Consider the following 26753-nt stretch of genomic DNA (forward strand, 5'->3'; position numbering starts at 1 on the left):
TTGCAGCTGGCACTGTCAGCAACTTATGACATTTCGGCAGCAACTGTAGCAGTAAGTCTTTTTCTATTGATCACGCGTATGCCCTTCCCTGAATAACGACGAGGCTTCTCAGCGACTAATCTATTACACGCTATTCTTATTTGCATTATTAAATATATCACCCTAAATTTATTCAATGATCTTAGCTCGGCTAAAGCCAAGCTTACTTTAAGCGCGCTAGTATTTCTCCATCTATAAACCTTTCAACCATGCGTTATCTCATTTCAATCACGGCTGTCCTGGCAATGCTTTTCTTTGCTTGTGAGCCAAATATTTCTATACCTTCTTCAGCAGTATCAACAATTGAGGCCCAACAGCTCCAACTGAGCGACAATGGGCTTCTTCTGGAAGAAACCTTGCTGGATAAAATGATGCTCCCTGTTGGCACTAAAGTCATAAAGAAAGCTAGTGATCCCACACAAATTCAATTTGAATTACCTGAGGGGTATGCTTTTCTGACGTTGGATGCTGGCACTGGATTATCAACTACTACATTCAGCGGAAGCTATCTAGGCGTTATCAACACAAACAACGATATTTTGACCACTCAAAAGGTAGCCTATCAAGCCTCGCTTTCTCCCTCAGGTGGGCTGGACGCTTTTTTTGAACTAGAAGAGGTGGTTCAACAGATTAATGAGCATTATGAGTTTATCTATAAGCATATAGAACGACCTGACTTCAGCAAAATTGAAGGTAGTGAAGCACCAGAAGGGTATGCTTTTGTGCCAGTTACACTCTACGGTGTTTCTTTTGCATTAGTCGTTCCAGATGAAGAAAGCCTCAAGACTTTTTTTCCTGATATTCAGATGAAGAAGGCAATTAGTTTCACGAGGACAGGCAACAATATTTCTGAATACAAAAAACACTGTACTGCAGGGAACTGTGTTTACTATTAGTATTTCGATCCATATCTTGAAATTACAAAGCCTTGTTCACACCAGTGTGAACAAGGCTTTGTAATGATTTAGCAACAGCTAAATCTAAGGAACAAACCGCAAATCTGCAGTGAGTACACTATTGTATAAGCTATCTCGAGATTCTGCTCCGAGGGTAAAGACATCTGACAAGACTTGATAGCGGGAAGAAACAATGCCTACCCCGTTTTGAACATTTGAATAAACGGGAATAGACTGTGCCGATGTAATCCCAATATTGGCATTGGCGATACGCAGGTAGTCTTCAATCTCTACTCCGGCGGCAGTGACCTGGATGTAGATGCCATCAAATTTGCGGTTACCGTTGGAGATGGGCTCCAATTCAGAAGCGACGAATTGGTAAAAAGCTTCATTGGGTACCGTCACGGATTGCGCTGACACTTCTTCATCCCTGATGATGTTATTGGCAATCACCCATACGGCTTCCTTACTCAGGAAATTAGTTGGATTAGCAGGATCTGTCTCCCGGTATTTGAAGATCATGCGGATATCAAAAACCCTTCCTTCTTCTCCACTGGGGCGGAAACCAAAACGCGTAGTTTTGGAATAATCGCCAAAGTTAAAAAATCCGGAAATCGGCAAGTTAGCAACTTCAATCTCACTGATCATTACGGAGCTTGCCGTAGCTGGTTCTTCACCATCTCTCTCAATGATTACGCGGAAATCGTTGCCCTCGTTGAGATTGAGTTGGCTTCTTCTGAGTTTGTAGAGATAATTAGGCTCATTGACAAAATCGCCTTCCTCTCTCGGATAGCCTTCGTCACGGCCATCTACTCTTTCGAGTGTGGCGGTGGTGCCATCACTTAATCGCTCCAACTTTACGGTAACGTCGTTGATACCATAGTAGATGGAGTCAGGAATTTGGGCAATCTCTCGGGCATTACCACCAGGTTCGAGAAAAGCACGCTCAACGCGAATGTAATAAGCCGTATCCTGTGCAGAAAGAAAAGAATAAACAACGGGGATATCTTTCCATTCACCTTCCAATTGAAAATCTGTTTCGCAAGAAGACCAAAGCAATGTAGCACCTAAAAAAAGGAACAGTAGGGGGTTATTAATCGTCATAATTATTTTAATTAACAGTCGACTGCAAAAGTAGCCTTTTGTTTTAGAATCCTTACCAACTTTTAGGGATTGACGTCAGCTAAAAGCCAAAAAGGATAAAAATAAATTGTTTCTATCTTGGGGGCTCAAACCTAACTATCAAATTATGTCCGTTCATAGAGAAGTCAAAAAAGTAACGACGCATATCCTACAGGCGATGAAAGCCAGAGGGGAAAAAATTGCGATGCTAACGGCCTATGATTACAGTATGGCTCGTATTCTTGATGCTGCCGGCGTGGACGTCCTGCTCGTTGGAGATTCCGCTTCGAATGTTATGGCCGGGCACGAAACGACCCTTCCTATTACCCTGGATCAGATGATTTATCACGCCAGTTCTGTCGTGAGGGCCGTCAACCGGGCCCTGGTGGTCGTTGATCTACCTTTTGGTACTTACCAGGGCAATAGCAAACTGGCCTTGGAGTCCACCATTAGAATCATGAAAGAATCTGGGGCGCACGCGGTGAAATTGGAGGGAGGAGCTGAAATTGATGAGAGCATCAAGCGTATTCTGAAAGCCGGGGTGCCGGTAATGGGTCACTTGGGGCTTACCCCTCAGTCGATTTATAAATTTGGCACTTATACCGTACGTGCGAAAGAAGAAGAGGAAGCAGATCAACTGATCAGGGATGCTAAAATTTTGCAAAAGCTGGGTTGTTTTGCCATTGTTTTGGAAAAAATCCCTGCTCACTTGACTAAAATTGTCAGTGAAGAACTCATCATTCCTACCATTGGTATTGGAGGAGGAGCGCATGCTGATGGGCAAGTTTTGGTTACCCACGACATGGTAGGTATTACCAAGGATTTCCATCCTCGTTTCTTGCGTCGCTACCTGGAGTTATTCGATGTCATGAAAGAGGCCACTGAGCAGTACATAAGAGATGTAAAGAGTGGTGATTTCCCCAACGATAATGAGCAGTATTAGATCATGCACCGAAAATTTCTTCGCTTCCTTTTGGCGGTGAGCATTATTGGGCTAATAGGTGTCTATTTTATCTACCGCAATGTGGCGGGGCCAGAAATATTGGCAGAAGGGGCTGCATCCGTCTACGTGGAAATTCCTCATGGCACTTCCTTTGAGGAGTTGACCAAGCTGTTGTTGCATAAAAAATTGATTCCCAACGAAGTGGTTTTTCGTAAACTGGCCCAACAGCTCAACTATACAGGTGATCCCGTACGCTCTGGCAGATATGCCGTTGATCCGGGCATGAAACTTCCTGATTTCATCGAACGCCTTCGCAGTGGCAAGCAGGCTCCTGTGATGGTAATCCTGACGACAGAGCGGGAACTGAGCGATGTTGCAAAAAAAGTGGCCCGATTTATTGAACCTGATGCGCAGGAGTTATTGACGCTTTTTCAAAAACAAGATTTCCTCGACTCGCTGGGCTATACCAAAGAAACCTTGATGAGCCTGTTTATTCCCAATAGCTATGAGTTTTATTGGGATACTTCCCCCCGCGATTTTATCAGAAGAATGGTAGAAGAGCATCAGAAATTTTGGAAAAGAAAAGACCGCTACCTAATTGCCGAGCGGTTGGGGCTCACCCCTGCCGAAGTTTACACCCTCGCTTCCATCGTAGAGAAAGAAACCTTGCAAAACGATGAAAAAGAACGCATGGCGGGCGTATACTATAACCGGCTCCAAATAGGAATGAAATTACAAGCAGACCCAACGGCCGTATTTGCCAGCAGGGATTTTACGACCAACCGGGTAACCAACTACCATTTAGGGGTCGATTCGCCGTACAACACCTATAAATACAAGGGATTACCGCCAGGCCCTATAGCCATGGCCAGTATTGCTTCTATCGATGCAGTTTTATATCACGAACAACATGACTATCTTTACTTCTGTGCCAAAGGCGATGGCAGTGGTTATCATACCTTTGCTAAAACCCTTGAGGCCCACAAGCAAAACGCAGAAATATATCGGGAAAACCGAAGGAAAAGAGGGAAATAGGTGTAAAAGTTGGAAAGGTGTAAACGTGTAAAAGTGTAAAAGTTGGATGCCGAAGGCATGGCTATGCCAAAAGTGTAAGGGTGTAAAAGTTGGAAAGGTGTAAGCGTTTACGATCAACAAACAAACCATCAACCATTTTCAAAGTGGGAGGTCGGAAGTAATTAGGAGGTCTCAAAGTCCAACAAGCCATCAACAAACAACTATCTAACCATCAAACCAAAAAAAACATGGTCCACGTTATCGATTTGAATTTTCAGGGATTAAGCCAAAACATTGCGGCTTTTTTAGTAGAAACGGATGAAGGACCGATCTTGGTAGAGACGGGGCCCCACTCTACCCTTCCCATGCTCAAAAAGGGGGTGGAGCTGGCAGGGTATCAACTAGAAGACATTCAGCACGTTTTTCTTACCCATATTCATCTTGATCATGCTGGTGCGGCGTGGTGGTTTGCCAGAAATGGTGCCATGATCTATGTTCATCCCAAGGGCAGTAAACACCTGGCCATGCCTGAACGCCTGATGGAATCCGCAAGGAGAATTTACCAAGACAAAATGGATGAATTGTGGGGAGAAATGCACCAGATCAACCCCGCACAAATTGTAGAGGTAGAGCACGAAGCCATTTACAGCATCGGGCAAAAAAGCATTAAAGCATGGCATACGCCCGGCCATGCTGTCCATCACATTGCCTGGCAAATTGGCCCAAATCTTTTTACGGGAGATGTAGCTGGTGTAAGTATCAATCAAGGAGTAGTTATCCCACCTTGTCCGCCACCAGATATCAATATCGAAGATTGGGAAGCCAGTCTTGATTTACTAAAAGCAATCCAACCAGCACGGTTTTGCCTCACTCATTTTGGGCCGGTGGCCTATAGCGAGCAACATCTCGATAGCCTAAGGGCTCGTTTGCACCAATGGGCAAATTGGATCCAACCATTTTACGAACAAGAAAAATCGGTGGAAGAAATAACGCCCTTGTTTCAGGAAATGGTAAAGAAAGACCTGGAAGCTAGCGGCGTTAATCCGGAAGACATGGCAAAATACGAAGCAGCCAATCCCAGCTGGATGAGTGTAACGGGCTTATTGCGCTATTGGAAAGTGAAGAATCGTGCTTAGCGAGTCGTGCTTACGAAGCTGGTAACAAATTGACGAAAGCCTGGATGATTCCTTTCAAAAAGCGAACATCAGGAGAAGGCATAGGCTCTGCTACCGAGCGAATTTGTTCAGAAATACCATCTACCGTTTCAGAGGCTTCAGCAACCATCTGAGCATTAAATAGAAAGGCGTAAGCCGCAAAGCTAAGCAGCACCAAACAAGAAGTAAGAAGTAAATTTTTCGTTTTCATAAATTGTCCTTGAAACATTATTGTAAAAGTCACACGTATTTGGCTAATATCCTAGCATTTATCGACTAATCGTTAAAAATATCCGATAAACACAACCCCTATAAGAGGACCTAAGACCGACGATGGTTGCAAAATTTGACTAAAAAAATAGGTCATTTAGCTTCAAAAAGGTTAAATGCGTTGTAACTTGCTGTTCAGTTAATGGTTCTGTTTACTTAAATAATCAAATTAATTATGAGATTAACGCTTACATTTTTTACGCTGTGTGCTTTGGCAACTATGTCCTTTGCGCAAATCAATTCAGCTTCTCCTTTTCCAGTGGATTTCGAGATCCTCGCTCCTGCTAATGCTGTTGGTATTTACGACTACGGTACGCAAGCTGGTGTTAACACTGATTTCCCTTGGGGTCCAACCTTAAGTGAAACACTAGTGGCGGATATTGCGTGGGGATATTCTGCAGCAGGAGACAGCCTTGGCTGTGAAGCCATTGTAACAGATTTGACGGGTAAAATTGCTGTTATCCGTCGTGGTACATGTAACTTTACTTCCAAAGTGCAAAACGCCCAGGATGCTGGCGCGGTGGGCGTCATTATCGTCAATCACTTTGCCAATGCTACTGATACCGACGCTTTTGTGATCGGAATGTCTTGTGGTGCTGCTGCAGATTGTGAAAATGTTACCATCCCTGCTATTTTTGTTAGCCGGAGCACTGGCAACATCATCGCTGACGCGCTCGCCGCTGGAGAAACGATGACTGTTTCCTTTACCGTAAAATCATTTTACGATCCTACGTCTAGCTTCTCTATTCAAACACCAGCATCTGATGCGATTGAGTTTGACTCTTACTTCATCCACTACGTAAATCCAAACTCTGTTGATGCTGCCGATGTTACCGTTACCGCTACCATCACTGCTCCTTCTGGCGCAGAAACGGTACTAACGGGTTCTTCTCTTGTAGAGCCTCTAGCGGATTCTATCATCGTTTTGGACGGAGGATACACGCCTACCGAGCTTGGTGAATATACCGTTGTATGGACTCACGACCAAGGTTCTGAGCAGCTCACGAGCAATTTCTATACGACTGATTTCACTTATAGCACTGCAAGACCAGAATTGGGTCAGGCTCCAAGATCAGCAGACGCTGATTTTACCGCGGGTAACTTTATCTACCAAGCTGGAGCATTGTCCATTATGGATGCCGACGGAGCTGTAAGCACACACGCTTCTTTTGGCCTATCGAATGGTGCAGATCTCTTTACCGGAGATCCATTAGCCGATCAAATAGTAGTAGTTCTCTACGATGCAGATGCAGATGGAGATGATCTGATTGACTTCAGTCCTACTTCCGCTGCTACTACATTCGATGAGCTCACGCCTGTGGCCTTAGCTAGTTACACCATTACTGGTAACGAAACAGCTGATCAGCAGTTGTTCGTAGAATGGGAAGACCTGGCAGATGGTGATAATATGGTAGCACTAAAGCCAAATGGTGCGTACTACACCGTCATTGCTTATGATGGTAGTGAGGCAGGTCTGGGTATTTGCCCAGGATTTGTTGGCAGTGCAGGTGTTAACTACCTCAACTTCCCAACAACCCCTATCATTATTAATGGTTCTTTCTTTTCCGGTGGCTGGAATGGTGCTACTGTTGGTGTAAACCTACACCTCGCTGGCTTCGAACCACCCGTAGGTACGGAAGATATTACTAGCTTGGATGCTAACAAAGTAACTTTGGCACCCAACCCTGTAAGCAGCCGCCTGAACGTAATGTTCAACCTGGACCAAACTGCTGACAAAGTACAAATGATTATGACCGATGTAAGCGGTAAAGTCATCACTACTGAGCAGTACGAGCAAGTGCTTAACCAGTCTATCGAAATAGACATGGAGCGCTTACCTCGCGGTTCTTACTTCTTGAGTATTGCTACACCAGAAGGTTACCGTGTTGAGCGGATCATTAAGCAGTAAAGAATGTGATGTTTACCTTTGTGAATGCCCAATTTAGGATTTTCCTCAGGTAAACATCACTTTATAAGGTACTTAGTAGAGCCCGCCTGGCCAAGCGGACAGGGGTACTGGGATTTTGAGTTCCCAAAATGTAACGCTTTACTTCGCTACTTAAAATAGGAAATGGCGAGTGGGTTTCCGCTCGCCATTTTTTGTTTCCTTAATCTAGCACCGCATTCAGCAGTTGGCGGGTATAAGCTTCTTTGGGCGCGTTAAACAACTCATCCGTAGGAGCTAATTCTACCATTTCTCCTTGTTGCATCACCAGCACCCGGTCGGCAATAAATCGTACAACGGCCAGATCGTGAGAAATAAAAAGAAGGGAAAACTCGTAGGTCTCTTGAAGCGTTTTAATCAGGTTGAGCACCTGGGCCTGAACCGATACGTCCAAGGCTGAAACTGATTCATCACATACCAACACCTTGGGCCGTAACAACAAAGCTCTGGCCAGGCCAATCCGCTGACGTTGGCCGCCAGAAAAATCCTTCGGGTAACGGAGCAACACCGATTCGTCAAGACCTACTTGGTGCAAAACCTCTACGATTCGGGCGTCATGCTCCTCCGCTGACTGTTCACGATGATGGATCAACAAGGGCTCCCGCAAAAGCTGATGAATGGTAAATTTGGGATTCAGTGAACTGAATGGATCTTGAAAAACCATTTGTAAATCGGGGCGTAGAGGGCGCAATTCGCTTTCGCTAAGACTGGTCAAGAGATGATCTCCAAACCAAATTTCACCGCCACGGATGGGTATCAATCGCAAGATGGATTTACCTAAAGTCGTCTTTCCACTGCCCGATTCTCCCACAATTCCCAGGCATTCCCCTGCTCGCAGTGCAAAGGACACCTTCTCCACTGCTTTTACCTGTTCCGTCGTTTGGCCCAACCAGTTCTTTTTAGCAGCATACCAGACCTGCAAATCATTCACTCTCAGGATGGTTGATTGTGATTGTAGATATTCTTGTCGATCAGAAAGTTCTTGCGAAGAAAGCTTTAAACCTTCCATAAATCGGGATATATCCTCTTTTTCCTTCGCCAGAAAGTCCTGCACAGTGGGCAAACGGCGGAGTTGCTGATGGGTACTTGCTCTACAATTCAGCAAGCCTTCGGTGTAAGGATGTTGGGGCGAAGAAAAAATGGCGTTAACACTCCCCTCCTCTACCTTATTTCCATCTTGCATGACCATGACGCGATCAGCTACTTCGCGGATGACGCCCAAATCATGGCTAATAAAAAGAATAGCAATCCCCAATTCAGCTTGGAGACTTTTAATCAAATGGAGTACCGCCCGTTGTACCGTCACATCTAGTGCGGTCGTCGGCTCATCAGCAATGAGCAATTCAGGTTCTGCCGATAAGGCCATGGCAATCATCACACGCTGACGCTGCCCGCCTGACAATTCATGGGGATAGGCACGATAAATTCGTTCTGGCTCTCCAAGTTCAACTTTCGTCAACCAGTCAAGCACACGCTGCCGGACACTTTTCCTATCCAGAGACAGATGCGCTCTCAGTACTTCCGCAATTTGTTCCCCACAAGTCATCACAGGATTCAAGCTGCTGAGGGGCTCCTGAAAAATCATGCCGATTTGCTTGCCTCTGATCTTATTCAGTGCTGAACCTGAAAGTTCATCCAGCCGAGTACTTCCTTTCCACCATATTTCTCCGGTAGACTGGGCCTTGTTGGGTAGCAACTGCATGATGGATAAAGCCGAAAGGGTTTTGCCCGATCCCGATTCACCGACAATACCCAAACTTTCACCCGCTTTTAACTCAAAGTCAAGTTGGTCTACAGCCACCTTATCTTCTCTACCATCGTCAGTAGAAAAACGAATGGTCCAATTAGCAACCCTTAATAGCGTAGGAGGAGTAGAGGGAGTATCGATAACAAATCATTTTATGCCCGTTCTATAGGGCAGGTCATACAATGCGAACCACCTCGAGCTCTTGATAGTTCTGTTGATGGTAAGGTGATGATCGTTTGCTGCACCTCATCCGGGCGAATGATCCCATCTGAAAAGGCCTTGAGCAAGTCGCCTGCATAAACAACCCGGTACCCTGCTTCTTCAAAAGCTTCTTCCGTGACCGGGTTCCGATCGTAGGTCAGTGCTACCCCTGGTTTTAATGCCACCAGATTGCAACCATCCGTCCACTGTTCTCTATCCTGATAAGGTGATTCGCCTTTACCTGCAAAAATAATGCGGGTATTAGCATCAATTTCTTTAATTAAAAACTCTTGCAGCGAGTGGTATTTCCGCTCTTCCCCTGATGCCGTAAACACTTGTACATTGGACCCCAAGCCATCTGCAATAATGGGCTTAAAGGCCACGTAGTCGTGGGTGTTTATCTGGGTGAAAATCGTATCAATGTGCATGTATGACCGATCATTGGGAATGTTAACCTGTACCACATTGTCAATTACTCCCTTGGCAAACAGACATTCAGCAAGCGCACGGATACCGTAAGGTGTTGTTCGTTCGCTACAACCAATAAGTAGATAATCTTTATTGAGGATCATCATATCTCCGCCTTCTATCGAAACCGATTCTCCCTTTTTTGAAGGGGGAAACTGATCGATCTTATTCAGATTGATCACCCGCCCTTCGGCTTGCAATTCGGCAAAAATAGGGTGAGCAAAAATGATGAAACGCGTAATGAAATTCTCTCGGTAACGGGCTTCTTTGGCCGCTTTGGTAATGATGACATGATCATTGACGGTGACCGCAATATCTCTGGTGAAGATAAAATTGGGGATAGGGTCAAAAAAGAAATGATCGTCGGGCGCGTGGTAACCCGTGACGAGCAAGTTGGTCAGTGCCGTTGCTGAAAGCCCCCTCATGATATCGCCGTAAGCTTTGGGCAACTCTTCGTGCTCGATGACCAACTTGATCATTTCTTCTTTGCTCTCAGGATCAGCCTCCAAGGCTTCGTAAAGCAATTGCTCCACCTCAATGACATTGTCATCACCGACAAATTGACGAAGCACATTGGTAAACACGTCGTGTTCTTCCTGCATCCTGGGCAGATGGACAATATCATCAAACAGCAGTTCTTCTGCACGTTTGGGAGAAATACGGCTGATCCCGACATCTGGTCGGTGCACCAACACCCGCCTTAACGGGTTGATTTCGTTTTCAACAAATACTTTTGACATGGTGATAATTTGGCTAGTGGCTGGCTATAGCTCTACGACCTTTTCAATCTCGTAGATAGAATTTATTTTACCAGCAAATATGCAATAAAAACGGGGATTTTTACTCAACAATCCAATTTCCGTAGGTCGCCCATCATCGATATGATTGGCTCTCAACTTGGACTTGATGGTATACATACTCGTAAAATAGTGCAGTGCTACCTCATCGGTAAGATACTGCCGCATTTGAGCCAACATTTTTTGATAGTTGGACCTTGGGCGAAATTCGCAATAATTACACACGCTGGTAAACCCTGGGCTACAATCCTCTCTAAACGACTGACAATCAAAGGTGGGCTGCGCAGCATACGAGACTTTGTGGTGGGTATAAGCAACGGAAGAAAGTGACAACAAGCCCGATTTTCCGTAAGGCATAATCGATCCAAAAGGCCCGTCCATAATGGTGAGTCCAATGTTTTTCAGTTGGGGGCTACTTACAAATGCCATCTCGGAGATTTCGTGCATCAGGTTGATCTCCTCCAAACCAAACAACTGGTTAATGGCGTTACTGGCACTGTAAGTTGCGTTGATTATCTGGCGGGCGCGGACTTTCTTTAGGTTTTGGTTTTCTAGCGATCTGATCTCAATCTCCCAAGCTTCACCAACGGCCCCAGCGGCCTCTATTTGGTGATAACTCCATACATCTACCCCCACAGCCGAATTCACTTTCTCCCGGTAATAGGCAGCAATGAGCTGGGGGTCAAAAGTATACTCCTGCGTTTCAAAAACAGCTTCCAAACGGTGATAATTAAAAAGCGGATGCTTATTTACGGGCTTGCAAGGGATATCGATATAGCGGCAGAATCGTTCAAACTGTGCCGCATCGGTGAGACTTCCATAGCGGTCAATAGCATAATATTTAGCAAAATCAAAAAGGATAAAATCCTGATGGTCACGGGTAAAACGCGCCTTGTTTTCATCAGACATTCTGGCCGTAGCCACCGAGCGAGGGTAATGATAGCCACTGTGCAAACGCGCTTGATTGACCACCGATGCCTTTTGCATTAATTTTTTTTCCTTCTCTACAAGTACGACCTGGCAACCTTGTGAAGCAAGATACAGTGCTGCGTATACCCCGAAGATGCCTCCGCCGACCACCAAAAAATCTACGCTTATTTGTTCTGTTGATGCTGCCATGATTAAACCTCCAACTTTTTCATTGCTTCATAAAGAGGGGTGTAATCATCGGAATAAAGCTGCTCCAGCCAAGCAAAGGAAGCCTCTATATGTTCCACTCGGGATGGGCCCAACAGGATCGCCGAAATACCAAGATGATAGGCGGCGTTCAGCATCCCCAATTGGTTCATTTGTTGAGGTACTACCTTCCCAGGGTAGTCTTGAGCAAACACGCTCAGTAGGCTTGCTATTTGGTCTTTCAAGTTTTGGTGCGCATCAGGTTTCCCGCCTCTGGCCAATAAGGAAGCGGTGGAAGAATAGCTTGATGCACCTAACTTCAAGCCCCCCGCATTGATCCCGTAGGCAATGAAATCGGCACAAGGATGAAGAGGTGCATAACGCTCATAATCACTGTAAATCAGGTTATGTTTCAACTCTACGGGCAAGCTGTCTAGCCCGTGTGCTTTGATAACGCGAGCATAAACTTCGGGATATTTTATACCGGAAAGACCAATTTCCCAGCGATTTTCGCCTAGTTTCATCAAACTGGATATGGTCGAATCAATCGCTTCTTCTTTTTCCCGGTTGTCCCAATGAATCATCAGGCAAGCCAAATTATCGCCCAGGAGATTGGCGTATTCCTCAGCACAAATCATGAGGAAGCTGGGTGATAGATTTTGGTCGGGCGTCATCATGTTATTGAGGCTGCCTACTTTTACGATCACTTCCAAATCGGCAACTTGGTGGGTTGAGCACCACGTTGCCAGAAGTTTTTCCGCGCGCCTGAAATCTGCGGGGTTTTTATTGATGGGATAATTGGTTGCCGTATCCACCCGTCTTCCACCACGCTGATAAAAATCATCGAGCAGGGCGAAGCAAACCTCTTCCTCCACCGTCCAACCCCACATGGCAGTACCCAGGATAAGATCAGGCGGTATTGCCGTATCTCTATTCATTATTTTTTCTCCTTTCCAGAATAAACGACCCCAATACCCGGTGTAAAACCCAAGTACTGATGGTAAGAAGCGGCAAAATCAAGTCGCCATTGATCCACCAATAAGTAGCCAATACCAAAACTGAGGAGGCTGGGCGCGGTAGCAATACCCGCTCTCAAGAAAAATGATTCCAGGAGTTGATATTCTAAACCTAGGCGTACCCTGGCAGGATAAAGAATGTCTTTTTCTACTTCCCCAAAGATACTAACTTGTGTACCTGGTTGGTATTGAAAGCCGGCACTGATAACTGAGGGAAGGTCATCCCCTTCCAATAAACTTACCCGCACGGGATTGGTTACTTTGCCTGCTAAGGTGACCGAGGGGCTTATTGCGGTCAGCAGCCCCAATTCAAAGCTGACAACTTGCTTGTTGCCATATTCGGGAATATTGACGCCCAAGGTATAGAGCTGGGCCCCCAATTGGATTTTTTCGCCAAGCTTTCTACCGTAAAGCAGACCAATTCGTTGTTCGTTGTACCCCTCAAAGCCATAGTAGCTCACAGTCAAACCACCCGTGCTCTCCCCTAGTGCAAAGGCGCCAACCGCACTTACTTGGCGAATATCACTTAACGCAAATCGCTGTTCCGCGAAAAGCGCAAAAGAAGTCTGATTGAGGCTGGCTAATCCAGCAGGATTGCCCCAACCCGCATGCACATCCTGAAACGTTAATCCTACGCCTCCGGTGCCGAGGCTCCGAGCACCACTTATTTGTGGCCCTCCCAATTGCCCAAACAGGCTGCTGCCGCATAACAAACTGCAAAAAACAAGAAAAAATGACTTGTACATAGTGCTTTAGTATTGAGGTACTTCGTTTTTTTGACAAACCTCAGCATAAAAATCTGCAGCGATGGTATTTCTTCGGTCCATGGTTCGCCAATCAATCGTAATCAAGCCAAAGCGATAGGTATTGCCCAGGTTCCATTCAAAATTATCAAAAGTGCTCCAGAAGATGTACCCTTGAAGAGGAATACCTTCTGCAATCACCTGATGACATTCGCGCAAATAATCCTTGATGGCTGCAATTCTACGTTCAGGATTATCGGTACAAATACCATTTTCGGTTACAATGATCGGCTTTTGGTACCGTTGATAAAAACGGCGAATAATCCGCCCCAAACCTTCTGGCCGATAGCCCCACATCTGATCATGAGGAATGCCCAACTTATCGAGCTGCCCTGGCTTATCTATCTCCGTGATGGGAAACGGATTGAAAGGAACATAGGCGTAATAGCTCAGTCCCCAAAAATCCACTTTTTCAAAATATTTAGCCGCTTTTGTATGGAACCACCAATCCATAAACCTTGCAGGTAATTTACCCAAGCCATTGACGCCTTCAAACCATCCGGTGTTCAAAGAAATACCTACGGGTGCATTTGGGAAACGATCATTCAAGAGTTCTACAGCAATATCGTGGGCACGCCCCATGTGCCTAAGTACGCGGTTAGCCTTTGTATAGCTCTTCTTAAAAGGCGGAAAATTACCCAGTAAGTAAGCATTTAGTGCATAGACATTGGGCTCGTTGAAGGTATTCCAATAAGCCACCAAGTCGCCAAAAGCGTCCATACAGCGGCGGGCAAAATCAACGTATAAGGGAATCGCATGTTCTTCTGTCCAACCACCATCTTTTTCCATCCACAAGGGATGGGTAAAATGATGGATAACAAACATGATTTTCATCCCTCTGGCCTTCAGGGCTATAAAAAAATCCCGATACTCTTCTACCACCTCCGGCACGAAGGGCTGCATTGCTGCCGTTTGCAGCCGCGCCCAATCGACGCCACAACGATAGATCGTCCCGAAACGGACAATGTGTTCAATGTCTTCCTCCCTGCGTAGTTCATGATCTGTAGTACGCTCAAAGACCGCACCATCTTTAGCCACTACGCCCTTCCAATTATGCGCCGAAGCCGTCTCTATCTGGGCAGCTGCAGTAGAGGTTCCCCATTCAAAACCGGGTGGAAAGACGAGCGTATTGGACATTTTGTAGTACTTTTTAATCTACCCAATCAGCAATAAAGACATTGGTATCGCGGCCGTCTCCATTGTTCCGATTGCTTGAAAACACGAGTTTCTTACCATCGTAGCTAAACATGGGAAAAGCGTCGAAAGTCTCATCAAAAGTGATCTGTTGGAGATTTTCACCATTTAGATCAATGCTAAAGATATTGAATTGGCGACCGCTTTCGACGTGATGATTGGAAGAAAAGAGAATTTTTTCGCCACTTGGGTGGAAATAGGGTGCCCAGTTGGCTTTGCCTAGCTTGGTGATTTGTTGGAGATCAGAGCCATCCACATTACAGGTATAAATCTCCATATTGGTAGGTTGTACCAAGCCCTGCGCCAGCAAATCTTTGTAAGTCTTTTCTGCCTCAGCTCCCTGAGGACGAGATGCCCGGAAGACCAATTTCTTGCCATCAGGCGAAAAGAATGCACCACCGTCATAGCCCAAACCCTTGGTCACTTGGTGGAGGTTAGAACCATCCACATTCATGGTCCATAGCTCCAAGTCGCCTGAACGCGTAGAAGTGAAAACGATCATTGATCCATCGGGCGACAGGGTAGCTTCTGCATCATAACCTGGATGCGTGGTCAGTTGTTTGGTGATTTTACCCTCCAAATCCGCTACAAAGATGTCGAAATCTTCGAAGACCGGCCAGGTGTATAAACCGTTGGTAGGACGCTGCATTTGTGGACATTCGTCGGCTCCCAAGTGGGTGCTAGCGTACAGGATGCTCTTGTCCCCTGGCATAAAGTAGGCACAAGTGGTACGTCCTTTGCCCGTACTCAACAAAGGTGCCCGCTCTCCTTCGTAACCACTGATGGGCATGTAGAAAATCTGGTCGCACTCCACTCCCCAAGCTGGATTATCTGATTGAAAAACCAGGTGGGAATTATCAAAACTAAAATAAGCTTCTGCATTATTACCGCCGAAGGTTAGTTGCTGAACATTTTTCAAATGGACTTCTTGCTCATAAGCCAGGCTAGGTGTTGCTGTGGTATCTACAGTTGCTTCGGCAGTGGCAGCCGTCGTCGTCTCAGCTGAATTGTTACAAGCAACGATACTGGCGACAAAAAAGAGGAAAAAGAATATTCTCATTGGTAAGTATTGAATTAAAAGACCGAAGTTTATCGTTTTTCGGGGTCGTAAATAAAAGACTTCCAAAGCTACGGGGAACTTTGGAAGTCTAGGGTATTGTGGAAGGAAAATTTCCTGATTATATCTTTTGCAATGGCGTAGAGGTGATTTCTCCTTGCTCATTTTGCAAGCGTACCCAGTAAGCACCAGCTGGTAAACTTGTCATATCAATTTCGAGTGTATGCTGACCAGCAAGCATTTGTCCGGCAAATACCTGCTGTACTTTTGCCCCCTGCGCATTGAACAAAGCAACCTGCAAGTTGGAAGTGTTGGACAAGTTCAAATTGAGTACACTTTTTTCACTAGCAGGGTTTGGAGATACGACCATGCTGTTGATCGCAGCGATCTCTTCCACACGGGTCGCGCTCATAGGCTCGTACGGGGCAGCGTCTACCACGCCACAGGCATCAATGGCATTGCGCCATTCTGGTGCTCCTGTGCTGTAAGGCCAAATATCCCAGGTGATACTACCGTCAGGACAAACAATCGAAACCGTAGGGAAGCCCGTAAAGTTAAAGTTGCTTGCGTACAAATTAATGACTTCATTGGCTCCGCCATCAACGCCACCAGCAGGAGAGGTAAAGCCAAACTGGTTCTCAAAGCCCATGATTGCAGCATCAGCATCTCGGTCGCTCAAGGACCAAAGGATGACATTTTTTCCTTGCCCGGTGTAGTCCTCTGTAATGCTCACCAGCTCAGGAGATGAAAGCTGACAAGGGCCACAGTTGACAAAAAAGAAGTCCATAATAACAATATACCCCTGATCCAAAGCATGTTGCAAGTTATGCGTATCACCGTGTGTGTCGGTAAAAGTAAAGTCCAATGCCTGCTGAGCCTGCAAGCCAAAAGTGGTTAAAAACAGTAAGCTTAAATAGGTAAAAACTTTTTTCATTCTGTTTGTTTTTAGTAATAGTGGATAATCAATGCCACTAAAGTAAATATTATGTTCGCATTGACCTGTATCTTTGCGGCAAATGCTAGTTGAATTGCAAAAAGAAAAAATTCCGAAAGTCCAGTTGCTAGACCTTGGTCTGATTGATTATCAGGAAGCCTGGGATTTTCAGACCGAGCGACACAAAGAACTAGTCGCCAGAAAGCTGCGTAATCGCGACCTGAAAAAAGCAGGTCTGGCAACGGAAGAACAAACGCATTACCTTATCTTTTGCGAACATCCTCCCGTATATACTTTGGGCAAAACGGGATCGCTGGATCATCTGCTACTTGATGAGCAAGGCCTTGCCGAAAAGGGATTTACCTTTTACAAGATCAATCGCGGTGGAGACATTACCTATCATGGTCCCGGGCAAATTGTAGGGTACCCAATCTTTGACCTTGATTGCTTTTTTACGGACGTGCATAAATATGTACGCTACCTGGAAGAGGCCGTGATGAGAACGCTCGCAGAATATGGTATCGAAAGTTACCGGGAAGAAGGTTATACTGGGGTTTGGTTGCCGGAAAACAGCCATTCGCCAAAGCGAAAAATCTGTGCTATTGGCGTTCATTTGAGTCGGTGGGTTACCTTGCATGGTTTTGCCTTCAATGTCAACACGCTACTCCATCATTTTGATAACATTATCCCCTGCGGCATCCAGGATGACGACAAAAGCGTCACCAGCCTGGCCAAAGAATTGGGGCAAGCCCTTGATATAAAGGAAGTACAAAACAAATTAAAGCAACATTTCGCTGATTTGTTTCATTACACCTACAGTACTGTCAATAACTAACAATTCCTGATGCTGAAAGACATTCCCCGACCGAAAGTCGAAGATTTGGCCATTGCCATTGTACCGCCACTAGAAAACCCGGAAGAAGATCTCTGGGAAGTGATGATCATCAATTTGCACGAAGCCCGGATTCAAAGCGTTCTCGTTACCGCTAAGGGTTACGGTGAAATCACTGGTGTGAAGAAAGAAACAGCCATTTTCCGGTATTTTCTTGAAGAAGTGGGCCCAATGGCCATCGAAAAGATAGAACCCATCCAACCTGCGGTCTTTGAGCTCACCAATGAATACTGGGTAAGCTTCAGCCTGGATGGGCATTTGTACGACAAGAAATACATTTTTGTAAAAGGGAGCATTTCTCCCGACAACTTTACGCCGATCCCTTTTTTGAACAGGAAGGGAATTTTGATTAGATAATTCACCCCAACACAACCCACACACTCCATGAGTGAAGAACTAAAAGGAAAACGCGTCACGGTTTCCAGTACGACCATGACCGAAATGATTATGCCCAACGATACCAACCCCATGGGCAACCTGATGGGAGGAAATCTCCTGCGTTGGATGGATATCGTATGTGGCATTTGCGCTGGCAAGCACTGTGAGCGCCACGTAGTGACGGCTTCTGTTGATCACGTCAGTTTCAAGAAAGCCATCAAGGTAGGAGATGTCATCACGCTGGAAGCCTCGGTCACCCGAGCCTTCCGTACTTCCGTTGAGGTCTTCGTAGAAGTCTACGCTACGGACATCAAGGGGCACAATCCTCGTCGCTGTAATTCTGCCTACTACACTTTTGTGGGACTAGATCAGGAAAACGGCAAGCCCGTTGAGATACCACAGGTTATCCCCGTTACCGAAATCGAGCAACAACGTTTTGATGCCGCCCCCCGCCGCCGGGAGATGCGCTTGATTCTGGGTGGTCGGCTTAAGCCAGAGAATGCGCCGGGGATCAGGGCGCTGTTTGAGTCTATTCTTTAGGTGACTTGTTATTATAAAAAAGCCCGTTAGATAAACTGACAGGCTTTTTTATTGCAATAATTTAAAGATCATCCTCCGATCCACGCAATGCCGGCAGAGCCGCCACTGTACCCACCCTGCCTGCTCGCCGCACGCTAATCTTTATACACATTTAATCAAGCTTAATTTGATTGACAATTCGCCAAGCGGAGAGTTGCTCCTGAAATCTTCGCCATCCCCAGCGCATGGTTTTTGGCCCTGGTGGCGACTGGCTTTTGTAGCCACTGTACCCCCCCATTCTGCCGATTAACCATGCCAATCGAGCCAAGGACTCAGGAGGGTGGGGATTTTTTTGCTTTTGGGTTTGACCCTCATAGATCGGAATAAGTAGTTCCACGAAAGTCAGATCCTGCGTATCGATTAGTAATGTAGCCTTTTCTTGGTAGACATGGTCGCGGTCTTTGAGCAATTGTAATAAATGCAATGCCGCCTGCATGGCCATGATCACGAGTCGTTTCATAGCAATGCCTGATTCAACCTGAGCGGATTCGCATTCTAGCCCTTTGGTTTTTAACAAGCTAAAAAGCTCCTCAATATTCCATCTATTTTGGTAGATATCGACAATTTTCAATGCTTGATGCTCATTTTCAATGACCATATCCGTCCAGATCGTCCAATGAACAGGAGCCTCGCCATCAGGTACGCTGTGTTCCAATTCTTTGAGTTGTACAAAGTATAATGGAATTCGGTCTGGCCCTTGCGCTTTGGTACGATCTTTAGGCCGGGCAATCTCTACCCGACCATAACTCAAGGCCATCTTTGCTTTTCGGGCTTTGCGCTTTTTTTGTCTTGGGATAGCTACTTCAATGACGAGTCCCTTGGTAGCTTGCTCTTCTAAATACTGCCACAATAAATGCTTGCTGTCAGACTCGTCATAAATCACCCGCTGCTTGCTAGTGCGAATAACCAAATGATGATTGGGGGGCATTGGCTTAGCGAAGAGTTCGTAGATATCCCCTTCCCGATCCATGACATGAACAACTTTTCCCCGATGCCCCTTTAAAACTTGTGTACTATAATCTATACTCTCCAACCAGCGATAAGAACTCTTCTGCTCAATAGGCTGCCTCTTGTAATTACGCTCATGTCGATTCGGTTGGTCTACACATCGATTCCAGATATGAAGGTGTGTGTAGCCCAATGGAAATCCACTATCGCCATCCAACACAAGGCCGGGATGAAGAAAAAAACCGAATTCTTGATTCGTATCATCTTTCCAAAGTGGCCCCAAGTCCTCATCCGACTCACTTAAACGCCCCTTATGGCCAATTGCATTATAGTCGGTCGTGTCTTGTATGACATATAAATCCCGGTCAGCATACTCCTCCGTATACCAAGACTGGGTAATACTGTTCACCAGAGCATCCATACTCAATCGATTGTTATTTAAAAATCGACTCATCCCCATTCGTTCTCGATGGTGTGTATTCAGTCGATTGGGAACACCGCTGCCACTTTTTATCATCTGATGTAATATACGGTTTGCTCGTTTTTCTAAGCGAGCATCACCTAATTTATGATCAAATACTACACTAATAGCTGTCATAATTAACACGTGATTAAGTAGATATTACTGCGATTGCTTAGGCAGATCGTGTACGCCTCTACAAATATATTCGTAATCTTGCGATGTGTATAAAGATTAGTCGCCGCACGGCAGGCAGGTGTGCGCTACACGTCCATTCGCTTAGGGCGCACGGCGTCTAGCTAGCCAGTGGGGGATTCACGCGTAACTTGATTAAAATATGATAAACAATGTAAGCATGCTGTCAATAGTATAGTTGTTAGTTTTACTTAGAAGGTACACACCAGGTTCTATAACCCAATTGTTATTCACATAATCATTTAGCCGTATATATATGATGCAATAACTCCAGCCTAATATCACCCCTTTGGTAGACTCTGTTGTCTAAAATTTTTAAAGTATCGGCACTCACACCAAGAATAAAAAACTCATCTTTTCTCCGTAACCCAAAACTCATTACTTCAATTTGTGTCGAGTCTTTCATAAAGCTACTGATAGGATAATATTTATCTATCAAGCTACCATTTCGCTCATAGGTTTCCAACTTAATATTTTGGAAAACATCTTGTTCTCTTAATTCTATTATGGTTTCGGGAAGAAAGTTGATCTCTTCAGAGTCGTTGCATTCCGAAAATATCATCATTTGAGGAGGGGGAAAATCGAAGTTTTCCTTTATTAGCTGATAAGAATTTTTCTCATCATATGACATAACATACTCCCATTCTCCCTTGATCCTTTTCGAGATGTTATCCAAATGAAAAGGTTTGCTTTTACCCTCTTTGACTGTAGTGCAATTCAATATTAATATTAAAATCAGACCTGTAGTGCTAATCATTTTCATTTGTATCCATTAAGTTTACTCCTAAAATAGTAGTCCTGTTTTCATAAGCGGCACGCTCCCATAAGCTCTCACTTCCATGATAATCACTTATATAAATCCCGTTAATGTTACCATCATTATCGAATGAATATCTACGAAAAATCACATAATGACCTCCTCTTGCATATAGGTTGTCTTGATCAGTGGTATTCCATTTTTGTAATAGAGCTCCTTGTTGTAAGTTTCCATTCCAAACTCCAGTATTATTGACCGTTTCCCCATATCCGCGTCTAGAGAAAGGGCCACCAGCACCATATCCTATGAAAGGATCATTAGTTCCTACTGTTGCCGCAATCCTATGATCTATATTCCCACCGCTTACCGTTAAGTCCACGATACCCGAACCAGACTCATCAATGTACGCTTGTTGCGCCCTCGATTCCGACGTAGCATAGCAGACCCCCTCGCAATTGTCGTATAGATTAGCCTGCTGTTGGCTCAAAGCTATATCATCTGGATTTGTGGTATACCAATCAGGAGCAGAATAATCTGCTGGAGCATTTGGTAAATTATCTAAATTTGATATTAGTTGAATTCCAACTCTGCTATTAATTGTCATTTGCTCTGCACGACTTCCTTGTGTACTCCAACCGTCATTGCCCTTGTATATATGTTGGCCCACATCATAATACTTCTTTCCTCCTACGTCTATAATAGGTACATCAAATAACACCAGCCCTCCTAACCACAAGACTCCTGCGACTTGATTGTTGGTTTCAACATAATTACCAATATTCAGTACTGGTGCAAAAAGAGTCGGATATGCCAAGTCTGCATCAAGATATTCCACAACCCATCTAAGTCGATTCCGTCAATAGGGCGATTGCTAGCGAACTGATAAGGCGTCAGCATCGGATAATCAGGACTGAGTGGATCGACACTCAAAAACTTCCCAATACTCGGATTATAAATCCGGAACCCGTAGTCATAATGCGTAGCACTGCCCCATTCATCATTGGTGTCGGCCTCTTTCCCATTAAACCCAAAACGGTAATCACCAAAGTTAAAGGTTCTATTCTCCATTTTCAAGCCGAAGGGATAGTATTCGCTGGCATTGATGGTATAGGTGGCAAGTCCGGCACCAAGTGACCGTTCATAGTAGCATTACTCAAGATCGTACTTCGCAACTTGCAGTTCACTAATTTAATGGAAGCCTACCGCCAGCTAGCCGCTTTGACATAGGCGGCTAAAAAAATTATTGCCCCTCACTGAAATTATTGTCTGTTTTTCTTGGAAGACAACATAAGAGCTAGCAAGTGGGGGACTATCATTACTTAGTCAACGTAAATCTTTATGTACATTTTGTAGAGACAAAGTGTCATTATTCCCAGCAATCGCTTTGATCCTAACGAAACACACAGTATTAATCTGATCGTAGTTTTTAGATATAAACTTTCGTGCATCTTCAGAAAATAAGGAACCATTAATCTCAAATTCTTCCGTATGAGAATTGTCCAGTTTGAAAATCGCTGTGTAATTTAATATGTCACCATCAATTTCATTCGATCTAAACAACAACCCTTGAATAGTTCTTACATCTTTCTTCGGAGCTACTGTATGAGATGCTGCGTCCAATATTACTGCTTCAATATGAGGAGGTGTATTGTTCGGATGAGCTTCTACTTCTGGGTTTAGATTACTTAATTCACCAGTCTTTGAGTTGTCAATATTACTACATCCATAAAAAAAAAGCAAGAAAAAATTGACACAGACAACTGTGTATAAATTACTATTCTTCATGTTCAGTTTTTTTTGATTCGGATAGCGGGATGGTTGTACCTTCTCCTTTAAGTAGATTTTCTAGAAGATTTTGATGAGCCTCATCCCAATCCAATTTAAAGTCTTCAGGGACTCCACCAAAAGATGTGATCCTTGGACGTCCTCCTGGGCTGTTTATTTGATAATACAAGCTTTGTAATTGTCCTAACTTATCAAAGTTTCCAAACAAAATAGCAGGATTGTTGATATCAGTAGCGTTCACACTAATATCTATAGAGACCCCCCCCGTTATAGCTGCTTCTTGTTGAAGAGCATAGGTGTGAGCGGGGAGAAAACTTTTGCTATCATCAGCTATATTTTCTCCAAGTTTTAAATAAGCCTGTTTATAAAATTCTTCAGCAAAAAAATGTGCATAATGCCCCATTATATTTCTCCGGAAAGTTCGACCTTCAGCAGCATCTCCGTAAGCATTGAAATCTAAAGCGTCTAATTCATTTGATCCGTAGTTCTCAAAAAAGGCATAAGAATCCCTAAGCTTCACATATGCAGTCTCTTCAGATTCTACCCATTGATTGAATACATTATAAGCTATTTGTTGTTCGTGTGTTAAATCGCCAATTTTTTCTAAGATAAATTCACCGTTTGTAGCGATGTCAACGTTTACACCACTCCCAAAAAAGCGTCTGAAATGACCTAGGAAAACATCTTTTTGCTCTTTCCCGTATGTAGGGAAAATAATTTTCCTCCCATCTGGATCTTTTGCCAATATTGGAGTATTGGCAACAAATGTATAAGGAGATATTGAGGAATACTCTTCTTGTAAAGGGTCGAGGCTCAACCAGCGTCCCACTGATGGATTATAAATCCTCGCCCCATAGTCATAATGCGTCGCACTTCCCCATTCATCATCGCTATCCGCTTCCTTCCCATTAAAGCCAAAACGGTAGTCACTAAAGTTAAACTTTCTACCCTCCATTTCCAAGCCGAAGGGGTAATACTCGCTGGCGTTGATGGTATAAGCGCGATACCGTGGGTCCTCTTCGTCTCCGGTAAGGCTGAAACGACGATCTGAAATGACAGCCATGACGTTGCCGAGGTGGTTGGTGAGTTCGTAACGTTTGTCACCGCGCACGAAGGTTTCCGGGCAGTCGTCACATTGGCTGCCGCCGCAGTCGATGCCTGTTTCGTCGCCATTTTGGATGCCATCGGAGCAGGGACAGGCTTTTTTATTGCAATAGATTTTAGATCGGGCCCCCCTAAAAACCGTTCCGCAGTTTTCAAATTAAGGCATTTCCATAAAGATCAAAATGTCCCCAAAAGAATGAGACTCCAATAACTCTTCTAGGAATTTAAGTTCATTAGCATCTTGACGTTCCAATTTAGATAAATCTATATCTTTGATATTATGTAATAATTGTTCAGTTATTGCAAATTCAAGTTTGTATACTCCATAATAGAAATTTTCATCATTGTTGAAATTTTCGTATATATTAGTTTCAAGACCAGCGTCATAATTTTCAGAAAGCAACTTAGAGAAACCAATACTTTTCAAAGTATTTTCGCTAAAAAATCTAGGAGACTGCAAAAACCATAAATCGTCATTCACCGTATATTTAAAATAAAAATATAGGCTTTTTAAATAGTCAATATTTTCAGTACTTAAATTATTTACACCAGTAGAATAACAATCAACTATATAGAGAATAACGTTATCTCTAATTTTCGTAATCTCGTCATTTGTGAGTTGAATATATGTTCTCTTATTGTTAATATCATTTATATCAAAGTCTTTAAGTTGTGATATTGCTGTATTTTGTAGCTCAGTCAACATTACTTCAAGAGAAGGTGGTTGATTTACCGTAACGGACTTAGATATAAAGTAAAATCCATATATAAACCTGTCATTTCTCATACTTAAAGAGTCTAAACCAATTAATTTAAAAGGTAAAATACATAATAAGATTATAATTGCGGTCTTATTAGTAAAATTTAGCACCTTGATTTTATTTATCATCGTTAGTTGTTTGATTGGTAGTAGTATTCCGAATTTCTCTGATTGCATCTGTCGCGACTTCCTCACCTCTAGCATGAAGATCATCGACGAGCCACAGCACCCCTCATGCATCTGTAAAACGGTGATACAATGTCTGCATCAATCCACCGTTTGGAGTGCTTGCGGCTTTTTGCCATGCTGCCTTATCTGCCATTAATACTGACTCATTTCCATTAGAAAGATTTGCAATAGCTTGTCGTAATCCTTTAACAAAGTCAGAAGTAAGACTAGTTGGCGACCGGTTTGGATTTGTGGTTTTTACTTCAAAATTAATGTCTAGTCTACCAGAAAAGTTAGAACCTCTAAACTCAAACCTTGCAGGTTTACTTACGTTTCTTCCAGAAAAGTCATATCCTACAATATCAATCCCAAAAGTATTTCCTTGTGAGTCTCCTATTTCGCTAAAAGTCAGCCTAAAATCCCAAGTATTGCCTGAAATAAACTCAAATTCTTCGTCTCTATCAACAGGATTAAACTGGTATGTTACTACAGCCGTACCATTGCTCATACGGCCAAGGGAACTATAAGACATTGACTTTCCCCATCCAATTGCTATACTAGCTGCAACTGATTCACCAGCGTTCCCTTTGATAGCATTCCATCTAGCATTACCATTATTATTATCCATATTATGCGCTCGTTGCCACCAATGATGAGGTCTAGCATTGAAAGAACTTGTAGAGGCTTCCAAAAGTAGGTCACCTACGTTTGTATTTCTGAGAGCAGCTCTAGTCTTTTGGTAGTTAGCAAGACTAGGAACGGGCTCTAATCCATCTAAATCTATGTTAAGTATAGGGCTATTCCCCGCAAACTGATAAGGCGTATACCAAGGATAATCCGGCGCCAACGGATCGACACTCAAAAACTTCCCGATACTCGGATTATAAATCCTGAACCCATAGTCATAATGCGTCTGACGGAACTCACTATCGCCATATTCTCCGCCCCATTCGCCATCCGTATCCGCCTCCTTACCATTAAACCCAAAACGGTAGTTGCCAAAGTTAAACTTTCTGCCCTCCATTTCCAAGCCGAAGGGGTAGTATTCGCTGGCGTTGATGGTGTAGGCGCGGTAGCGTGGATCCTCTTCGTCGCCGGTGAGGGAGAAGCGGCGATCTGAGATGACAGCCATGACGTTGCCGAGGTGGTTGGTGAGTTCGTAGCGTTTGTCACCGCGCACGAAGGTTTCCGGGCAGTCGTCACATTGGCTACCGCCGCAGTCGATGCCTGTTTCGTCGCCGTTTTGGATGCCATCGGAGCAGGTTGCGGTCTCAGTTCCCTACTCAAAAAATACACCCGCGAAAATCACAGCTAGCTTATGTTCAAAAAATGGTTTTCCTGATAGCGAGTGAACCAACTCATTGGATATTAGTTGATTGTAGTTTAAATAGATGACTGGAGTAGAGTAGGCAGAATAATCTCCTTATAGCATGAGAAATAAGCATCAAATAGTGAGACTTAAACACGTATGTTAGTATCAATTAACGTGTATTTTCCAAATAAATCATCCTCGATTTTAACATTAGCAATATCAATACCAACATACATTAATGCATGTATAAGATCAGTGTAGTTACTCAATGGTGAATGATGAATAAGAATTGTTGCCTTCTTGTCATATACCTGAATATCCTCCCACTGCCAATTACTCTTGCTAATTTCATTTAACCAAGTTTCTTTTTCAAGTAAATAAGAATTTTTACTTTTTTCAACAAACGTCTGTTGATCAAAAGATTCTAAAAAAGAAATAAGTATCTCATCATATCTCTTTGATCGAGCAGCATCAATGATTTTGACAACTCTCTCAAGGCGATTGTGTAAATCTACCGTGTCACCTATATGGATAAAAACTCTCTTATTTATATGACACATAATTCAAGTTAGTAGTACTAATTGTAGCAGTCTTACTGTCTTACTATTGTAGAAGCTTCGAAAATCACTTGTGGAAATTCTATACGCCGATCCTCCGTTCATCGGTAGTGGATCTCACAAAAATACTTGGCCATCGACA

The 26753-nt window shown here is 44.0% G+C and carries 27 protein-coding genes; 8 read left to right on the forward strand and 19 right to left on the reverse strand.

What is annotated here, in order from left to right; genetic code table 11:
- Positions 1-248: 248 nt before the first annotated feature.
- A complete protein-coding gene (locus tag AB0L18_RS23715) occupies positions 249-935 on the forward strand; it encodes a hypothetical protein (RefSeq protein ID WP_367389807.1) in 687 nt (228 codons plus the stop codon).
- A gap of 84 nt (positions 936-1019) precedes the next feature.
- Here AB0L18_RS23715 and AB0L18_RS23720 read toward each other — a convergent pair whose 3' ends face one another.
- Positions 1020-2039 (reverse strand): DUF4249 family protein, encoded by a 1020-nt coding sequence (locus AB0L18_RS23720; protein ID WP_367389808.1) that lies wholly within the window; start codon positions 2037-2039, stop codon positions 1020-1022.
- Positions 2040-2184: 145 nt separating this feature from the next.
- On the opposite strand from AB0L18_RS23720, the gene panB reads away from it, so the two are divergent.
- The 3 genes from panB to AB0L18_RS23735 all read left to right on the forward strand — a co-directional run bounded on the left by panB (position 2185) and on the right by AB0L18_RS23735 (position 5150).
- Positions 2185-3000 carry a 3-methyl-2-oxobutanoate hydroxymethyltransferase gene (panB, locus tag AB0L18_RS23725; RefSeq protein ID WP_367389809.1) on the forward strand — a complete coding sequence of 272 codons (816 nt, stop codon included), beginning with the start codon at positions 2185-2187 and terminating at the stop codon, positions 2998-3000.
- Positions 3001-3003: 3 nt separating this feature from the next.
- The gene (gene mltG / locus AB0L18_RS23730; RefSeq protein ID WP_367389810.1) at positions 3004-4035 is read left to right on the forward strand and encodes an endolytic transglycosylase MltG; all 1032 of its coding nucleotides are present in this window, start codon (positions 3004-3006) and stop codon (positions 4033-4035) included.
- A 227-nt stretch (positions 4036-4262) separates the two neighbouring features.
- Positions 4263-5150 (forward strand): MBL fold metallo-hydrolase, encoded by an 888-nt coding sequence (locus tag AB0L18_RS23735; protein WP_367389811.1) that lies wholly within the window; start codon positions 4263-4265, stop codon positions 5148-5150.
- A gap of 10 nt (positions 5151-5160) precedes the next feature.
- Here AB0L18_RS23735 and AB0L18_RS23740 read toward each other — a convergent pair whose 3' ends face one another.
- Positions 5161-5379, reverse strand: a complete 219-nt coding sequence (locus AB0L18_RS23740; protein ID WP_367389812.1) for a hypothetical protein — start codon at positions 5377-5379, stop codon at positions 5161-5163.
- 234 nt (positions 5380-5613) lie between these two features.
- Between AB0L18_RS23740 and AB0L18_RS23745 the strand changes: the two genes are divergently transcribed.
- Complete coding sequence (locus AB0L18_RS23745) at positions 5614-7347, forward strand: PA domain-containing protein (protein ID WP_367389813.1); 1734 nt, start codon at positions 5614-5616, stop codon at positions 7345-7347.
- Between the two features lie 199 nt (positions 7348-7546).
- On the opposite strand, the gene AB0L18_RS23750 is transcribed toward AB0L18_RS23745, so the two are convergent.
- From AB0L18_RS23750 to AB0L18_RS23785, 8 genes are all read right to left on the reverse strand, one after another.
- The gene (locus AB0L18_RS23750; RefSeq protein WP_367389814.1) at positions 7547-9184 is read right to left on the reverse strand and encodes an ABC transporter ATP-binding protein; all 1638 of its coding nucleotides are present in this window, start codon (positions 9182-9184) and stop codon (positions 7547-7549) included.
- Between the two features lie 98 nt (positions 9185-9282).
- Positions 9283-10539 carry an arginine deiminase family protein gene (locus AB0L18_RS23755; protein WP_367389815.1) on the reverse strand — a complete coding sequence of 419 codons (1257 nt, stop codon included), beginning with the start codon at positions 10537-10539 and terminating at the stop codon, positions 9283-9285.
- A gap of 24 nt (positions 10540-10563) precedes the next feature.
- Positions 10564-11715, reverse strand: a complete 1152-nt coding sequence (locus tag AB0L18_RS23760; protein ID WP_367389816.1) for an NAD(P)/FAD-dependent oxidoreductase — start codon at positions 11713-11715, stop codon at positions 10564-10566.
- Between the two features lie 2 nt (positions 11716-11717).
- A complete protein-coding gene (locus AB0L18_RS23765) occupies positions 11718-12650 on the reverse strand; it encodes an aldo/keto reductase (protein WP_367389817.1) in 933 nt (310 codons plus the stop codon).
- Positions 12650-13474, reverse strand: coding sequence for a hypothetical protein (locus tag AB0L18_RS23770; RefSeq protein WP_367389818.1), 825 nt, complete (start codon positions 13472-13474; stop codon positions 12650-12652). The genes AB0L18_RS23765 and AB0L18_RS23770 overlap by 1 nt, the downstream gene beginning before the upstream one ends.
- A 6-nt stretch (positions 13475-13480) precedes the next feature.
- Positions 13481-14668 carry a glycoside hydrolase family 1 protein gene (locus AB0L18_RS23775; RefSeq protein ID WP_367389819.1) on the reverse strand — a complete coding sequence of 396 codons (1188 nt, stop codon included), beginning with the start codon at positions 14666-14668 and terminating at the stop codon, positions 13481-13483.
- 13 nt (positions 14669-14681) lie between these two features.
- Positions 14682-15785 (reverse strand): TolB family protein, encoded by a 1104-nt coding sequence (locus AB0L18_RS23780; protein WP_367389820.1) that lies wholly within the window; start codon positions 15783-15785, stop codon positions 14682-14684.
- A 118-nt stretch (positions 15786-15903) separates the two neighbouring features.
- Positions 15904-16716, reverse strand: coding sequence for a T9SS type A sorting domain-containing protein (locus tag AB0L18_RS23785; protein WP_367389821.1), 813 nt, complete (start codon positions 16714-16716; stop codon positions 15904-15906).
- Between the two features lie 82 nt (positions 16717-16798).
- On the opposite strand from AB0L18_RS23785, the gene lipB reads away from it, so the two are divergent.
- Genes lipB through AB0L18_RS23800 form a run of 3 tightly spaced genes read left to right on the forward strand, consistent with a single transcriptional unit; the run spans position 16799 to position 18526 of the window.
- A complete protein-coding gene (gene lipB / locus AB0L18_RS23790; RefSeq protein WP_367389822.1) occupies positions 16799-17551 on the forward strand; it encodes a lipoyl(octanoyl) transferase LipB in 753 nt (250 codons plus the stop codon).
- A gap of 9 nt (positions 17552-17560) precedes the next feature.
- The gene (locus tag AB0L18_RS23795; RefSeq protein ID WP_367389823.1) at positions 17561-17965 is read left to right on the forward strand and encodes a hypothetical protein; all 405 of its coding nucleotides are present in this window, start codon (positions 17561-17563) and stop codon (positions 17963-17965) included.
- Positions 17966-17992: 27 nt separating this feature from the next.
- A complete protein-coding gene (locus tag AB0L18_RS23800; RefSeq protein ID WP_367389824.1) occupies positions 17993-18526 on the forward strand; it encodes an acyl-CoA thioesterase in 534 nt (177 codons plus the stop codon).
- A 151-nt stretch (positions 18527-18677) separates the two neighbouring features.
- Here AB0L18_RS23800 and AB0L18_RS23805 read toward each other — a convergent pair whose 3' ends face one another.
- The 9 genes from AB0L18_RS23805 to AB0L18_RS23845 form a co-directional block, all read right to left on the reverse strand.
- Complete coding sequence (locus AB0L18_RS23805; RefSeq protein WP_367389587.1) at positions 18678-20111, reverse strand: IS4 family transposase; 1434 nt, start codon at positions 20109-20111, stop codon at positions 18678-18680.
- A 295-nt stretch (positions 20112-20406) separates the two neighbouring features.
- On the reverse strand, positions 20407-20931 hold the full coding sequence (locus AB0L18_RS23810) for a hypothetical protein (RefSeq protein ID WP_367389825.1): 525 nt from the start codon (positions 20929-20931) through the stop codon (positions 20407-20409).
- Positions 20918-21739, reverse strand: coding sequence for a hypothetical protein (locus AB0L18_RS23815; RefSeq protein WP_367389826.1), 822 nt, complete (start codon positions 21737-21739; stop codon positions 20918-20920). The genes AB0L18_RS23810 and AB0L18_RS23815 overlap by 14 nt, the downstream gene beginning before the upstream one ends.
- Complete coding sequence (locus AB0L18_RS23820; protein WP_367393184.1) at positions 21706-22029, reverse strand: RHS repeat domain-containing protein; 324 nt, start codon at positions 22027-22029, stop codon at positions 21706-21708. Before AB0L18_RS23820 ends, AB0L18_RS23815 begins: the two co-directional genes overlap by 34 nt.
- A gap of 219 nt (positions 22030-22248) precedes the next feature.
- The gene (locus AB0L18_RS23825) at positions 22249-22710 is read right to left on the reverse strand and encodes a hypothetical protein (protein WP_367389827.1); all 462 of its coding nucleotides are present in this window, start codon (positions 22708-22710) and stop codon (positions 22249-22251) included.
- Positions 22700-23773, reverse strand: coding sequence for an RHS repeat domain-containing protein (locus AB0L18_RS23830; protein ID WP_367389828.1), 1074 nt, complete (start codon positions 23771-23773; stop codon positions 22700-22702). Before AB0L18_RS23830 ends, AB0L18_RS23825 begins: the two co-directional genes overlap by 11 nt.
- Before the next feature lie 198 nt (positions 23774-23971).
- Complete coding sequence (locus AB0L18_RS23835; RefSeq protein WP_367389829.1) at positions 23972-24703, reverse strand: hypothetical protein; 732 nt, start codon at positions 24701-24703, stop codon at positions 23972-23974.
- 103 nt (positions 24704-24806) lie between these two features.
- Positions 24807-25874: an RHS repeat domain-containing protein gene (locus AB0L18_RS23840; RefSeq protein WP_367389830.1), complete on the reverse strand. Its 1068-nt coding sequence runs from the start codon at positions 25872-25874 to the stop codon at positions 24807-24809.
- Positions 25875-26200: 326 nt separating this feature from the next.
- Positions 26201-26614 carry a hypothetical protein gene (locus tag AB0L18_RS23845; protein ID WP_367389831.1) on the reverse strand — a complete coding sequence of 138 codons (414 nt, stop codon included), beginning with the start codon at positions 26612-26614 and terminating at the stop codon, positions 26201-26203.
- Between the last annotated feature and the right edge of the window lie 139 nt (positions 26615-26753).

Origin of the sequence: Lewinella sp. LCG006, assembly GCF_040784935.1 — a bacterium.
Lineage (GTDB): Bacteria > Bacteroidota > Bacteroidia > Chitinophagales > Saprospiraceae > Lewinella.